Annotated in this window: 10 protein-coding genes; 5 read left to right on the forward strand and 5 right to left on the reverse strand. The window is 56.0% G+C overall.

Features of this window, described 5'->3' with window-relative positions; genetic code table 11:
* Positions 1 to 53: 53 nt before the first annotated feature.
* Together TH2_RS01355 and TH2_RS01360 are read left to right on the forward strand one after the other, a co-directional pair.
* Complete coding sequence (locus TH2_RS01355; RefSeq protein ID WP_008888589.1) at positions 54 to 1,568, forward strand: COG4223 family protein; 1,515 nt, start codon at positions 54 to 56, stop codon at positions 1,566 to 1,568.
* Entirely contained in the window at positions 1,565 to 2,974 is a 1,410-nt protein-coding gene (locus TH2_RS01360; protein ID WP_008888590.1) for a heme biosynthesis protein HemY, read from the forward strand. The genes TH2_RS01355 and TH2_RS01360 overlap by 4 nt, the downstream gene beginning before the upstream one ends.
* 76 nt (positions 2,975 to 3,050) lie before the next feature.
* On the opposite strand, the gene purH is transcribed toward TH2_RS01360, so the two are convergent.
* From purH to TH2_RS01380, 4 genes are all read right to left on the reverse strand, one after another.
* The gene (purH, locus tag TH2_RS01365) at positions 3,051 to 4,628 is read right to left on the reverse strand and encodes a bifunctional phosphoribosylaminoimidazolecarboxamide formyltransferase/IMP cyclohydrolase (protein ID WP_008888591.1); all 1,578 of its coding nucleotides are present in this window, start codon (positions 4,626 to 4,628) and stop codon (positions 3,051 to 3,053) included.
* 342 nt (positions 4,629 to 4,970) lie between these two features.
* On the reverse strand, positions 4,971 to 6,377 hold the full coding sequence (gene hglS, locus TH2_RS01370; RefSeq protein ID WP_008888592.1) for a 2-oxoadipate dioxygenase/decarboxylase HglS: 1,407 nt from the start codon (positions 6,375 to 6,377) through the stop codon (positions 4,971 to 4,973).
* A 222-nt stretch (positions 6,378 to 6,599) separates the two neighbouring features.
* Positions 6,600 to 8,549, reverse strand: a complete 1,950-nt coding sequence (locus tag TH2_RS01375; protein ID WP_008888594.1) for a polysaccharide biosynthesis protein — start codon at positions 8,547 to 8,549, stop codon at positions 6,600 to 6,602.
* A gap of 124 nt (positions 8,550 to 8,673) precedes the next feature.
* Positions 8,674 to 9,687 carry an MraY family glycosyltransferase gene (locus tag TH2_RS01380; protein WP_008888595.1) on the reverse strand — a complete coding sequence of 338 codons (1,014 nt, stop codon included), beginning with the start codon at positions 9,685 to 9,687 and terminating at the stop codon, positions 8,674 to 8,676.
* A gap of 222 nt (positions 9,688 to 9,909) precedes the next feature.
* Here TH2_RS01380 and TH2_RS01385 point away from each other — a divergent pair, with 222 nt between their 5' ends.
* Both TH2_RS01385 and rpe read left to right on the forward strand, forming a co-directional pair.
* Positions 9,910 to 11,256 (forward strand): RsmB/NOP family class I SAM-dependent RNA methyltransferase, encoded by a 1,347-nt coding sequence (locus TH2_RS01385; protein WP_008888596.1) that lies wholly within the window; start codon positions 9,910 to 9,912, stop codon positions 11,254 to 11,256.
* Positions 11,257 to 11,388: 132 nt separating this feature from the next.
* On the forward strand, positions 11,389 to 12,054 hold the full coding sequence (gene rpe / locus TH2_RS01390) for a ribulose-phosphate 3-epimerase (protein ID WP_008888597.1): 666 nt from the start codon (positions 11,389 to 11,391) through the stop codon (positions 12,052 to 12,054).
* An 83-nt stretch (positions 12,055 to 12,137) separates the two neighbouring features.
* Here rpe and TH2_RS01395 read toward each other — a convergent pair whose 3' ends face one another.
* Positions 12,138 to 12,401 (reverse strand): DUF1674 domain-containing protein, encoded by a 264-nt coding sequence (locus TH2_RS01395; RefSeq protein WP_008888598.1) that lies wholly within the window; start codon positions 12,399 to 12,401, stop codon positions 12,138 to 12,140.
* Between the two features lie 246 nt (positions 12,402 to 12,647).
* On the opposite strand from TH2_RS01395, the gene TH2_RS01400 reads away from it, so the two are divergent.
* Positions 12,648 to 15,011: a Tex family protein gene (locus tag TH2_RS01400; RefSeq protein ID WP_008888599.1), complete on the forward strand. Its 2,364-nt coding sequence runs from the start codon at positions 12,648 to 12,650 to the stop codon at positions 15,009 to 15,011.
* Positions 15,012 to 15,066 lie beyond the last annotated feature (55 nt).

A 15,066-nucleotide genomic window follows, 5' to 3' on the forward strand; every position in this document is an offset into this window, starting at 1 on the left:
TTCCTGCGCCTGACGCCGTCTTGGGAATAACCGCAAACTGCAATGGTCTGATCGTGAAAACACCAGAAACGCCAAAAACCAATGCTTCCGCAAAATCGGCCGACACAAAAGAGTCGTCCGACACCATTTCCGTAGATAGCAAAGGCAATGCGAAATCGTCGGCCAAAGCGGCCGATACCGGCACAACTGCCAAATCCAGCGTGCCAAACTCAGGCACGGTCAAATCTGGTGACACCACTGCGAAAAAGGACGGAAGCCCTGCGGACAAAACCGCAAGCAGCACAACTACCGCAGCAACTGGCACATCAAAACCCGACACCAAAGCCGGTGACGATAAAAAGGCATCGGCAGCGAAATCGAGCGCGCCCGCAAAACAGAAAAGCGGTGGCGGCAAAGCGCTGTTTTTGTTTGTGATCATTATCGTCGGTGCCCTGGCAGCAGGCTGGCTGACACGCGCAATCTGGTGGCGCGATGCAGAACCGGTTCTGACCCAGTATGTACCAAGCGACATTCTTGCCGAAATCGCACCTGAGGGCTACGGCCCGGATGCGACCAATGGCAGCGAGATTACAGTCACCAACACCCCGTCAGACAATGGTTCATCCGATGGTGCAATGGCTCCTGCCCCCAACGAAGGTGCCGCCATGACCGAAAAGGATGACGGCGTGTTGGCGACCGAAGGAATGCTTCCGACTGCTACGGATGAAAGCGCCTCGACCGCGAACTCCAACCCCATCCCGGATGGATCTGTTGTCATTGATCCGGACCTGACCGAACGCCTGTCGCGTTTGGAGGGCACGATTGATGCGCTTCGCGAACGTCTGAACAATGAACGCGGCGATACGCTGAACAACACGGTTGCGCGCCGCATGGCAGAAATCGAAACCCGTACCGCCCCGATTGAGGAGCTGGCACGGGTCGAAAGCGAACTGGCTGGTGTCGCCAATGAAATGCGCGAACTGTCTGCCCGCCTGTCGACGATGGAGGAAGAAATCCGCGCGACCAGCGGCCTGCGGGTTGAAAGCCGCGGTCAGGCCATTGCCATGGCTGTTACCATTCTGCGTGATGCCCTTCAGCGTGGCGGGCCGTTCGTCATTGCCCTGAACCAGCTTGAACGCAGTGCAGGCGATGACGAAGTCATTGCAGAACAGATCGCAACCCTGAAACCATTGGCAGATCAGGGTGCACCGACCCTTGAAAAACTGCGTCAGTCCTTCCCGGTGATGGCACAGGAAGCAGTTGCGGCCGCCACCGATGATCATTCGGGCAGTGTCCTTGATGCGACTTGGGCCAACATCAAGAAGCTGGTCCCGATCCGGCGTGTTGATGCCGCAGGCGAAGAGTCGCTTGAAGGCCGCCTGGTTCTGGCGGAAAACGCGTTGGCGCAGGATGATCTTGATGCCGCCGTTGCGGCCCTTCAGGGGGTCGAAGGTGACCACGCCGCAGCCGCGGTAAGTGATTGGCTTGAGGCTGCCGAAAACCGTCAGACCCTTAACCAGGCAATTGCGACGCTGAGTTCACACGCGATTACCATTCTGACCAGTACCAGTTCGGAGGGCAGTCAATGATCCGCCTTCTGATCTTTATCCTGATTACAGCAGCACTGGTTTTCTGCACCGTCTGGTTTGCCGATAATCCGGGCCGCATGACGATTGTCTGGCTGGGATATCGCTTTGACGGATCGATTGGCATGGTCGCGCTGGGCCTTTTGGCGCTAACCGCCGTGCTCGTTCTACTGTGGCGCGGCTGGACAATCATTGCCAATTCGCCGGGCTGGCTTGGCCGTCTGCTCGGCAGCCGTCGTCGCAAGAAAGGCCAGCAAGCCCTGACCATGGGATTGCTGGAACTGGCGTCAGGCGATGTGCGCCAGGCGCTGAAACATACGCGTGCGGTCGACCGTTATCTTGAAGACGATACCCTGACCCGGCTTTTGACAGCACAGGCAGCAGAATTGGACGGCAATAATGACGCCGCCAAACGCCAGTTTGAAGCCATGCTGGAAAAACCCGACTCCGCATTCTTTGGCCTGCGGGGCCTTTTACAACTGGCGTTGAAGGCCAATGACCGCGAAGCCGCCCTTGATTATGCCGAACGGGCCCACCGTCTGCGTCCACGCAATCCTGCGGTCATCGCGACACTGTTTGACTTGCTGCTGACCTCAAGACGCTGGGATCGGGCGCTTAGCCTGTTGGTCGATGCAGAAAAGGCCGCCGTCTTTAGTGAAACCGAACTGACCCATCGCCGGGCGCTTTTGATCACGGCCAAGGCAGAAGACGCGATTGCCGAAGGCGAAAACGCAGAAGCCACCAAGCTTTTGCGCAAGGCGCTGAATTCTGCACCCGACTTTACCGGTGCGGCTGTGCTTCTGGCCGGGCTCTATCGTGATCTGAAACAGGATAGCAAGGCACGCGACGTCGTGATGCAAAGCTGGCGCACAGCACCGTCGGCAGCATTGGGTGCGATTTTCCGCGAAACGCTGACTGGCGATCCGTTGGCAAAAGTCAAAGCGGTCGAAAAACTCGTCGCGACCAACCCCGGTCATGTCGAAAGCCAGATTGTTCTGGCCGAAGCAGCGCTTGAAGCCGATCTTTGGGGTATTGCGCGCGGCAACCTTGAAAAGGCCATGGCAACCAAGGCCGAAGCCCGGCATTACCGGCTGTTGGCCGATCTTGAACTGCGTGAAAATCAGGATGGCGCGAAGGCCCGTGAATTGCTGATCAAAGCAAGCCACGCCAACCCGGATCCGGATTGGCGTTGCGGGGCCTGTGGGGCCGAAACTGACCGCTGGGTTGTTTCCTGCCCGTCCTGTCATTCCTTTGGCAGTGTCGACTGGCGGGCACCGCTTCGTGTTCATCATGATGAGGCCACCAAGGAAACCGCAAAACCATCTGCGATTACCCAAACTGGCGTCCTGATTGATCAGGATACAGATGCGGATGACGCCAAAGATGGCAAGGCAACCGTCCAAGCCTGACGTTTCGTTCTGATGCAATCAACACAAAACCCCGCAAGGATGCCTCGCGGGGTTTTGCTTTTAAAATCCGAAACGCCTAGTGGCGGAAATGACGCATGCCGGTAAAGACCATGGCAATGTCATTTTCATCGGCTGCAGCGATGACTTCTTCGTCACGCATCGAGCCGCCCGGCTGGATCACTGCGGTCGCACCCGCCTTTACCGCGGCCAGAAGACCATCGGCAAACGGGAAGAACGCATCCGACGACACGACTGAGCCCTGGGTGCGCAGATCGCTCTCACCGGCATTCTTGCCAGCTTCTTCGGCTTTCCACGCGGCAATGCGCGAGCTGTCGACACGGCTCATCTGACCGGCACCGATACCGACGGCCTTGCCGTCTTTGACATAGACAATGGCGTTTGATTTGACATGCTTGCCAACGCGGAAGGCAAACAGAAGGTCATCAAGCTCTGCCTCGGACGGCTTCCGCTTGGTCACGACCTTAAGCTCTTCGCGTTTCACACGACCCGCATCGCGATTCTGAAGCAGGTAACCGCCTGCCAGCGAACGCAGGGTCATGTCTTCACCTTCCGGATCGGCCATGCCACCGGTGACCAGAAGACGCAGGTTTTTCTTCGCTGCCAGAACTTCCTTGGCCGCGTCATCTGCATCCGGGCAAATCACGACTTCGGCAAACAGTTTGGCGATTTCTTCGGCCGTCTGTTTATCAAGCGTACGGTTGACAGCGATGATGCCACCAAACGCCGATACCGGATCACAGGACAGTGCCTTGTGATAGGCATCAATCAGGCTGTCACCCTCGGCAACGCCGCACGGATTGGCATGTTTGATGATCGCAACAGCCGGCTTTTCATCGAACTCGGATACCAGTTCGAACGCGGCGTCGGTGTCGTTCAGGTTATTAAACGACAGTTCCTTACCCTGAAGCTGGGTCGCGGTTGCTACACCCGGGCGGTTTTTGCCGTTGATATAGAACGCGGCCTGCTGATGCGGGTTTTCACCGTAACGCAGCGTCTGTTTCAGTTCGGCAGAAACATTGAGGCGCTGCGGGAAGGTTTCGCCAAGTTCACCGGCAAACCAGCTTGAAATCGCCGAGTCATACGCACCGGTGCGGGCAAAGGCCTTGGCCGCCAGAACACGGCGGGTTTCAGCGGTAGTGGCACCGCCATTGTCATTCATCTCGGCAACGACGCGGTCATAATCGGACGGATCAACAACCACAGTCACGGACTCGTGGTTCTTGGCCGCAGAGCGGATCATGCTTGGCCCGCCGATATCGATATTTTCGATGCAGGTGTCGAAATCGGCACCCTTGGCAACAGTTTCCTCAAACGGATAAAGGTTCACACAAACCAGATCGATTGGGGAAATGTCGTTATCTTCCATCGCCTGCATATGGCTGGAAAGAGAACGGCGGCCCAGAAGGCCGCCGTGAATCTTCGGATGAAGAGTCTTGACACGACCGTCCATGATTTCGGGAAAACCGGTGTGATCGGCAACTTCCTTGACCGGCACGCCAGCGGCTTCAATCGCCTTGGCAGAGCCACCGGTTGAGAGGATTTCAACACCCTGTGCGTGGAGGGATTTGGCAAATTCGACCAGACCGGTCTTGTCGGAAACGGAAATAAGCGCGCGCGCAATACGAGCAGTCATTGGGTTCGCTTTCATGCATCAATGTGATGAAGGTTGCGGACCCATTGATGATATATCGGCCCACAAAATCAGGAATGCGCATGGCTGCTCGTGCATGCGAAATGAAAGTGTGCGGGCAAACCTGCCTTTAAACGGGATCGGAAACAGATGCATCCGATCCGGGCCGACACATGATCAATGAGTCCGAACCATGTTTCGCGCGGAGCTTTAGCATGTGCGACGCAAAATGTGGACCCCGATTCTTGCATGGCGGGTTTCCGGGTGCGTTGACGCCAATCCACCTGTAACGCAAAGCGGCGGTGGCATTACGGCCACCCCGCCCAGATATTACCCAGCTGACAGTCAGGCTACGTTTTTGCGTATACCGAGTGCTTCAAGCGCAGCGTTTAGCGAGTCTTGCTCAAGCCCCGCATACAGGTCGAGTTCATCACTAACCGGTGCCCCAAGAGAGTCTTCGAATACCTTTTGGTTCGATTGTTCGGAGTAGTTTTTCTGCTCGTCACTGCCAAGATTGGACTGGAAAATCCCGGCCGCACTGACAGGCAGGAAATCCTCGTAGATGATTGGATCGGCACGCAGATATCCCTGATCGACCAATGCGTTGATCGACCCCGTCAGATCATCTTTCTTGGCGGCGTTCAAACCTGCCTTGGTCGGGCTGTAGCGGAAGAAAGCCAGTTTTTCGACACGCAGGGTTTCATAGTCATCCGGGAAGGCGCGAAAGCGTTCGACCAGTTCGGTTTCATAATCGCGTGCGTTGGAGCCGCCCACATTGATTTGCACAGCATGGCGAGTCGCGGCCAGCAACGTATCATAAAGCTTGCGCCCCTCGGCGGTCAGGGCAATACCGCGCTGCTCGATCTCGCCAAAGCGGGCGGTATGGGTGCCGACCGTTTCATCACGACGATCACCGATAAAGTTCACCCGTTCTTCAAGCGCCTTGAAGCTGGTCTGGCGCAGCAGGATCGGGCAAGACCGTGCGGGCGGGCCTTCGACAATTGCCTTTGGCGTGATGCCGCGTTTGGGCATGTCTTGCTGCACAGCATCGATATCAAGAGTGCGCGGGGTCAGGTGGTTTATATGCGGCCCCTTGAAGCAAACCACATCGGCAATCAGGCGATGGGCGTCATGAAGTTTCTGATAGGTTTCAAGCGTTACGGTCGAATCGCTATGCCAACGGAAGGTCTCCAGTGCCTCGGCAACGAACTGTTCTGCCTGCGTTCGGGTCAGACCGCCGTTTTTCTCTGCCAGATAAATCAGTTTAATGGCATCCGCGGTGAAGATGTCACGCTTTGCCAGAATGCCTTCGGCTTCGCTTCGCAGATCTTCGTCTTCGATCAGCTCCAGACGCAAAAGAGACGTGAAGACACGGAACGGATTGCGTTTAAGCGCTTCCTCGTCAATCGGGCGAAATGCGGTTGAATGCACCGGCACACCAGCAACAGACAAATCATAATAGCCCACCGGATGCATACCCATAACGGCAAACAAGCGGCGCATGTTAAACAGTTCTTCTGGTTTGCCGAGCCGGATCGCACCGTGGCGTTCAAGGTCGATACGCTCAAGCTCGCCGTTATGTGCAAGGCTATCGGCAAGTTCGGGTTCGGCTTCAAGTTTGCTCTGATTGATCTCGGAAACCAGTTCCATCAGCGTGCCGTATTGCGGCACTTCGCTGCGATACATGTCAGACATCGCGCTTGAAAACATCGAACGGATTTCATCAGGATGGACAAAGGCGTCTGTCGACATGGGGCCTCCAAAAGACGGGATCATAGTGAACCGATGGAATGTCCTTGCCGGGCAGGATCATTCCCATTCATCATCAGATGGCAAAATATGGCCCGTTTTCGGGCATGACAAACGACAATTTTGCACGAATTCATTCCCTCAAAGAATGAACGTGCAGATCTTTGAAACGAAGAATGAAAATGGGTCGAGCAGGGTCGATTTCCAGTGGAGCGACAAGAAACCCTAAGTGGCCGTCTCGGTTTCGCTGTCATTCCTGTCAGCAAAAATCGACTTCACACCGATCTCCGGCGGTTGGAATTCCGGCACCAACTGGCTGATCAGCTCCAGCGTTTTTGTCGTGTTACGGTTGGTTGCACTGTCTTCCAGTGCACCAAAAACCTGCTTGATCAGGCTGTAATCCACAACACGCGGGGCCGCCAAAAGCACCCCGTCGGTTTCGGTCGGAACAGGCGGTTCGGAGTCATGGAAAAGCTCTTCATAAAGTTTCTCACCCGGACGCAAGCCGGTCACCTTGATTTCCACATCCTTGTCAGGCTGCAAGCCCGACAGCAGGATCATCTGTCGCGCCAGATCGATGATCTTAACCGGCCGCCCCATATCAAGGACGAAGATCTTCCCGCCCTCGGTCACCCCGTGGCGCCCAAGTTCCGCAGACTGCAGAACAAGTTCCACGGCCTCGGCAATGGTCATGAAGTACCGGGTGATGCCTTCATGCGTGACAGTCAACGGTCCACCTGCCTCAAGCTGGCGCTTGAACAGCGGCACAACAGATCCGGTTGATCCCAAGACATTGCCAAACCTCACGGTAACAAACCGTGTCGACCCACGCTGATCAAGCGGCAAGGTTTCCAGCGCCTGACAGTAACATTCTGCCAGACGTTTTGATGCCCCCATGACATTGGCGGGGTTCACCGCCTTGTCGGTTGAAATCAGAACCATTGTGCCAACACCAGCGGCACGGCAGGCTTCAGCCACATTGCGCGTACCAAGCGTGTTGGTCAGAATGCCCTCATTGGGGTTGTGTTCGACCAGCGGCACATGCTTGTAGGCCGCGGCATGGAATACGATTTCGGGCTTGTAGAGATCAAAAACCTGACCGATGCGGGTTTGATCGCGCACATCGCCCAGGATGCTTTCACGCGGCAAATCGGGGTATTTTTCCGCCATTTCCATATCGATGGCGTAAAGCTGGAATTCCCCGGCATCCAATAAGGTCAGGCTGTCCGGGCCATAGGATGCAATCTGGCGCACCAGTTCCGAACCAATCGAACCACCTGCACCAGTCACCAGAACCCGCTTTCCGGCAATCATTTCGCGCACACGATCGCGATCCAATCTGGCCTGCGGGCGACCGAGCAAATCTTCAATCGCCACCGGGCGGATTTGCAGCGGATCGGCCAGGCCTTCGCGCAGATCGCCCAGTTTGGGCAGACGGGCCAAGGTCATGCCATAGCGATCAGCAATCTCGACCCACTTGGCATTGTCTTCATGACGCAGGGCATCGCCACTCAGCACCAACCGGCGCGGCAAGCCGTGCCTGCCCTTTTGTAGTTTCTGAATAACGTCTTCGAGCTGATCTACAGTCGCCAGAACGTCAACACCATGCATGTTGCGACCAACCCGGCCCTGAGTCAGCGAAACAATGCCAATGACCTTAAACGGAGTATTAGCAGATCGTTCAGTTTCACGGATAAAGGCTTCGGCCTCATCGCCAGCCCCAATCAACAAGACCGGAACACGTGCTGTTCCCTGACGCACCAGTGCGCGTGCGGTCGATTTGTCCTTGGCAATCCGATAGGTCAGGCGTGCCCCGCCAAGCAAGGCCATCAACAGGAACCACTGTATGACTGGCGCCGAACGTGGCATCCAGTCCAGACGTGTGGTCAGAAACAGAACAATAAAAAGAACCGCGACAGCAACCGATACGGCCTTGGCAATACGGATGACATCGTTGAGCGATGCATAGCGCCAAATGCCGCGATACAGACCGAAATACCAGAAGGACACGGCTGCGATCAGCGTGAAAACTCCAGACGAAAACAGAATATTTTGCGGCGCATAATACACCACGCCATCCCCGACCCGCAGATACAACGCTAACGGGAAGGAGATTGCCGCCATGAAAATATCATGGACAAAGGCAATATGGCTTCGCTGAAATAATCGCTGCATGCGGTCCCTTACCGGCAGATTTCTGTTTTTATAAGGATATACCCGCTTGGCGACAGACGGATAAGGGTTTCTTTTCGCGCTCTGCTCACATCAAGTCAAGCAATGCACGTAATAGCCTGATCGATCAGGTGCCGGGTGTTTCGCGAACCGGCATTCTCACCATCATACCGACAAGCCCCAATACAACGAGCAGTGCTGCAATCACCCGCATCCAGCCCGGTGTATCACTTTGGGCAAAGCAAATAGCAATCAGAATGAGGTTGCTGACAAGGATCATGAGCGACACCCGTGCATGCGAAAACCCACGCTGGGTAGCTTTCTGATAGAAATGTTCGCGATGGGCTTGCCAGATCTTCTCGCGCCGCAAGGCGCGTTTGATCAGGGTAAATGTTGCATCAAACAGGTAATAGGATGGCAAGATCAGTGCGATAGCCCATGCCCCCTCAGACGCGACCTTTAACAACAACCATCCCAGAATAAAGCCAAGCGGGATTGATCCGACATCGCCAAGAAACAGTTTTGCCGGATGCCAGTTCCAGATCAGAAACCCGATCATGATCGCAAGAATGCCAAGCCCGATATAGCCAAGCCCGATGAATTGCGGCAACGGCACAAAAAGGGCGAGCACAAAAATCCCAAGGCCGATTGAACCGGCTTCGACACCGGTAATCCCGTCAATCCCATCCATGAAATTGAACAGATTGATGAACCACACCCATGCCAAAACCACCAACACGTGATCCAGCCACATCGGCACCAGTCCGCCAAGAACCGGTTTATCAAGGGCCAGCATGCCAATAATCACCGCAACAAATTGCAAGGCAAAGCGCTTAGCCGCGGAAAGGTCATGACGATCATCAAGCCAACTGAGCAAACCAAGCCCCGCGCAAGCGGCCAGCATCAGCCATTCACCAATAGCCGAAACATCGGTAAAGGCAAAAACGACCGCAACCAGCACAATCAAAAGCGGCGTCACGGCAAGCCCGCCACCACGCGGGGTCGGTACAGCGTGACTGGAACGGTGATTTGGCATATCAAGGATCGCCTTGCGCCGCAGATAATTCAGCACCACCCACGTCAGCAACATCGAGCCGATCAGAAAGATGCTTGCAAAGGTCGCAAGTCCGGCAAAAGTCATCGTTGGATCGCCCTTATCCCTGTCCCCATCAGATTGATCCGTCTGGATTAGCCGGACCCATTCCCTATCGCAAGGCTTTTCACCCTGCCAGCCCCACCATCCTGCCCCCATTCCCGACAAGCCGCACAGAGCAGCCATGCCACGCAAAACCGTGGTTGATGCTTTACAGTTTGCCATGCTGCGCTTAACTACTGCACATAAACCGAAACCGGAGATATTCCTTTGGCAGAACGTCGTTCCCGTCCATCCCAGCGCACCGCCCCCCGCAAACAGGCGGTCGAGGCACCCGATCCGCGCATGCTTGCGCTCAAGACCCTGCAGGAACTGCGCGGCCGTGAAGTGACGTTGGACGAACTTCTGTCAAAGCATAGCTATGGTCTGCCGTCGCTTGATCGCAATTTTCTGCGTCAATTGCTGGGCACCACGCTGCGCCATCTGGGCGAAATTGATGCCGTACTTGCCCCGCGTTATCAACCACCACAGGACCGGGTCGCGGCACGCTTGACGAACATCCTGCGGCTTGGTGTGGCACAGCTGTTCTTTATGGATACGCCTGACTACGGTGCGGTTGACAGTACGGTCAATCTCGCGCGTGATGCGGGTTTGCATAAATACACCAAACTGATCAATGCCGTTCTACGTGGGCTGCAGCGTGACGGCTTTGAATGGCCGGAAGGCGTTGAAGACTGGCAGCTCAACATCCCGGCATGGCTACGCGGATCCTGGAAAAAGGCCTATGGCGCCGAGATCGCCCAGGGCATTGCCGAAGCAAGCCTTGGCCACGCGATGCTCGATCTGTCGATCAAGGATCGCAGCCAGACCGCCGAGTGGGCGGAGAAGATGGATGGCATTGTCCTGCCGACCGGGTCGGTGCGGCTTGAACCGGGTCGTCGTATCCGTGACCTTCCGGGTTACAAGGATGGCGACTGGTGGGTACAGGACGCAGCCGCCGCCATTCCGGCAACCCTGTTTTCGGCCTACAAGAACAAAACCATCTATGACCTGTGCGCGGCACCGGGCGGCAAGACCATGCAGCTTGCATCCCTTGGGGCGAGTGCAATTGCAGTCGATAAATCCGAAGGTCGCCTGAAACGTGTGTTTGAAAACCTGGGGCGTGTATCGCTTGGTGCAGCCGTTGTTACTGGCGACGCCACCGATCTTGCGCCTGATACGCCGCGCGCTGATGCCGTGCTCCTTGATGCGCCCTGTTCGGCCACCGGCACCATTCGCCGCCATCCGGACATTCTGCTGCGTCAGAATGACAAGCTGATGCAATCGCTTCTTCCCATTCAGACCAAGCTGCTTAATCAGGCGGACAAGCTTTTGAATGTCGGGGGCGAACTGATTTATTGCACCTGTTCGCTGCAACCCGAAGAAGGCGAACATCAGGTCAAATCGTTCCTGGCGGATCACCCGAACTATGAACGCAAAGCCATCACCGCCGACGAACTGGGTGGTTGGGATGAGGCGATCAATGACGCCGGTGAATTGCGCATTCTTCCAATCCATATGGCCGATTTTGGCGGCATGGATGGCTTTTTCTGTGCCCGCCTTGTCAAAAAGTCCTGATTTTCCAACACAAGATCACGGTTTGACACACACAAGGCAGCCATGAGTCCCATTCGGGTGACATAAGGGGCAATCTGGGGTATGAAGGCCGCGCATTTCCCATATCCCGCATTGCTTCAGGACCTGTGACGCATGACCACGTCAAATATTAAAATTGCACCTTCGATCCTTTCGGCGGATTTCGCCCAGCTTGGCGTTGATGTCCGCGCTGTTGACGAAGCCGGTGCTGACTATATCCATATCGATGTGATGGATGGCCACTATGTGCCAAACATCACGATTGGCCCGGATGTGGTCAAGGCGCTGCGCACGCACAGTGACAAGGTGTTTGACGTGCATCTGATGATCGCACCGGTCGATCCATATATCGAGGCATTTGCCAATGCCGGTTCTGACATCATCACCATCCACGCCGAAGCCGGCCCGCACCTGCATCGCTCGCTGCAGCTGATCAAGTCACTGGGCAAAAAGGCTGGTGTCTCGCTCAACCCGTCGACCCCAGAAAGTGTCATTGAATATGTCATGGACATGGTCGATCTGGTTCTGGTCATGACCGTCAACCCGGGCTTTGGTGGCCAGAAATTCATTCCAAGCCAGCTTGAAAAGATCAAGCGCATCCGCAAGATGATTGATGCCACCGGTCGTGATATCGACCTTGAAGTCGATGGTGGCGTAAACCCGGAAATCGCGCCCAAGGTGATCGAAGCTGGCGCCAATGTTCTGGTCGCAGGTTCCGCCACCTTCAAAGGCGGACCGTCTGAATATGCCAACAACATCCAGGCCATCCGCGGTGCATAATCTGCGACAGCGTTGATCGCCCAAACAAGAAAGGCCGGTGCATATCGCTCCGGCCTTTCTTGTATCTGTCTCAAACCCTGCGATCAGAAATCGATGCAGCGGCCCTTGTTTTCCCAATCGCCAAAGCGGGTCGGCTCAGGGCCCTTGGGACCACCAATCTCACGGGCCTTGTCGGCAGCTTCCTTGGCGGCCTTGGCTTCGGCAAGCGCATTGATCGCGTCCTGAGACAGTTGAGGTGCGGTTTCCGCCCCCGCAATCTCGTCAGATGCCGGATTGGCTTCGGCCTGCGGCTCTGCCTTTTCCTTGGGAACTTCGTGGATGACGGTTTCGCGGAACTTTCCGGCCATTCGTCTTCTCCTGCTTTGGGCACGGCCCGGTAAATCACATTTGCCAAAGAAATAACGTCCCCAACCGTGATCGGCAAGTCCGCTTGGCTTCGGGGCCAAGTGTCGACAAACCCACATGATTTCAGGCCTTTGGAATCAAACAGGGAATCCTGATGTGGATGCGGACAAAAATTTGGGAAAAACAGACTCTTTCCCGGCGCGCCCAAAGCCGCTATTCCAAGCGTACGAGCAAAACAAGGAGAAACCATGCGTCCAATTCCACAGCGTATCGCCGAAGAACTTTCGGTTCGTCCGGAACAGGTCATTGCCACCATCGAGATGCTTAATGAAGGCTCCACCGTTCCGTTCATCGCCCGTTACCGTAAAGAAAAAACCGGCGGGCTTGATGACACCCAACTTCGTACGCTGGAAGAACGCCTGCGCTATCTGACCGAGCTTGAAGAACGTCGCGCATCCGTGCTTGAAAGCATCCGCGAACAGGAAAAGCTGACGCCGGAACTTGAGGCCGCGATCAACGAGGCAGACACCAAGACTCGCCTTGAAGATCTTTACCTGCCTTACAAGAAAAAGCGCCGCACCAAGGCCCAGATTGCCCGCGAAGCCGGGTTGGAGCCGCTGGCAGATGCACTGTTTAACGACCCGACGCTTGATCCGGAAACCGAAGCCGCCAAATTCGTTGATGCCGAAAAAGGCGTTGAGGACACCAAGGCTGCCCTTGATGGTGCGCGCCAGATCCTGATGGAACGCTTTGCCGAGGATGCCGACCTTGTTGCCAAGCTGCGTAACCATCTCTGGAATGAAGGTGAAATCACCGCATCGGTGATCGAGGGCAAACAGGCCGAAGGTGCCAAGTTCTCGGACTATTTCGAGCATTCCGAAAAAATCAAAACCTGTCCGTCACACCGGGCACTGGCGCTTTTCCGGGGTCGCAACGAAGATATCCTGCAACTGAAACTGACCCTTGGCAAAGAAGACGAAGACCGTCCGCGCAGTCAGCCGGGCCGCGCCGAAGTCATGATTGCCGCCCATGTCGGTATTGCCGACAAGGGTCGGGCGGCGGATAAGTGGCTGATGGATACCGTGCGCTGGACCTGGCGCGTCAAACTGTCGCTGTCGATTGAGCTGGATCTGTTTGGCACCCTTCGTGACTCCGCCGAGGAAGGTGCGATCAAGGTCTTTGCCGACAACCTGAAAGACCTGTTGCTGGCCGCCCCAGCCGGGCAAAAGGCGACCATGGGTCTTGATCCTGGGGTTCGTACCGGGGTCAAGGTTGCAGTGGTTGATGCCACCGGCAAGCTGGTTGATACCGCAACAGTTTATCCTTTCCAGCCGCGAAATGACGTCGAAGGCGCGATCAACACCATGGCCGCACTGGCGGCCCGCCATCAGATCGAACTGATCGCGATTGGTAACGGGACGTTTTCACGTGAAACCGACGAACTTGCCGGTCAGATGCTGAAACGCTTCCCGGCGCTTAAGGCCACCAAGGTCATCGTCAACGAAGCCGGTGCTTCGGTTTATTCCGCATCGCAGTTTGCGGCCGAAGAATTCCCCGATCTTGATGTGTCGCTCCGTGGGGCGGCATCAATTGCACGTCGTCTGCAAGACCCATTGGCGGAACTGGTGAAGATTGAACCGAAATCCATCGGTGTCGGGCAGTATCAGCATGACGTATCGGAGACCAAACTGGCCCGATCGCTTGATGCCGTGGTCGAGGATTGCGTGAACGGTGTCGGGGTTGACCTTAACACCGCCTCCATCCCGCTTCTGACCCGTGTGGCTGGCCTGACCGAGACACTGGCGCGCAATATCGTTGGGTATCGCGACTCCAATGGGGCTTTCCAGTCGCGTGCTGATCTTAAAAAGGTCGAGCGTCTTGGACCAAAGGCGTTCGAGCAGTGCGCGGGCTTCTTGCGTATTCGCGGTGCCAACAATCCTCTTGATGCATCGGCTGTGCACCCGGAAGCCTATCCGCTGGTCGAAAAGATCAGCGCCAAGGCCGCCAAGCCGTTGGCAGAACTGATCGGCGATTCGGCCTTTATCAAAACACTCCGCCCCGAAGATTTCGCCGATGACACATTTGGTGTCCCGACCATCCGTGACATCATCGCCGAGCTTGATAAGCCCGGCCGTGACCCGCGCCCGGAATTCAAGACCGCCAAATTCACCGAAGGTGTGAATGAGATCAAGGATCTGCGCACCGGCATGAAGCTTGAAGGTACGGTCACCAACGTCACCAATTTTGGGGCGTTTGTTGATATCGGTGTGCATCAGGACGGCCTTGTTCATATTTCCCAACTTGCTGACAAGTTCGTCGAAGATCCCCGTCAGGTGGTCAAGGCCGGTCAGATTGTGTCGGTCACCGTCATGGAAGTCGACGCGCCACGTAAACGTATCGGGCTTTCGATGAAATCCGCACCGGATTACGAAGGCACGCGTGAAAAACGCGCCGACAATCGCGGCGATGCACCGCGCGGCAACCGTCCGCAGCATTCATCAGGCCCGCGCCATCAGGGTGGTCAAGGTCGTGGCAATGCCGGTGGCAACGCTGGCGGCGATGGCGGTGCAATGGCCGCCGCACTCAAGGCTGCGATGGAACGTCGCAAGTAACCTATCGCAAAAAGTCTTCGAAACGGCGGGATGGCATATACCACTCCGCCGTTTT

Origin of the sequence: Thalassospira profundimaris WP0211, assembly GCF_000300275.1 — a bacterium.
Taxonomy (GTDB): domain Bacteria; phylum Pseudomonadota; class Alphaproteobacteria; order Rhodospirillales; family Thalassospiraceae; genus Thalassospira; species Thalassospira profundimaris.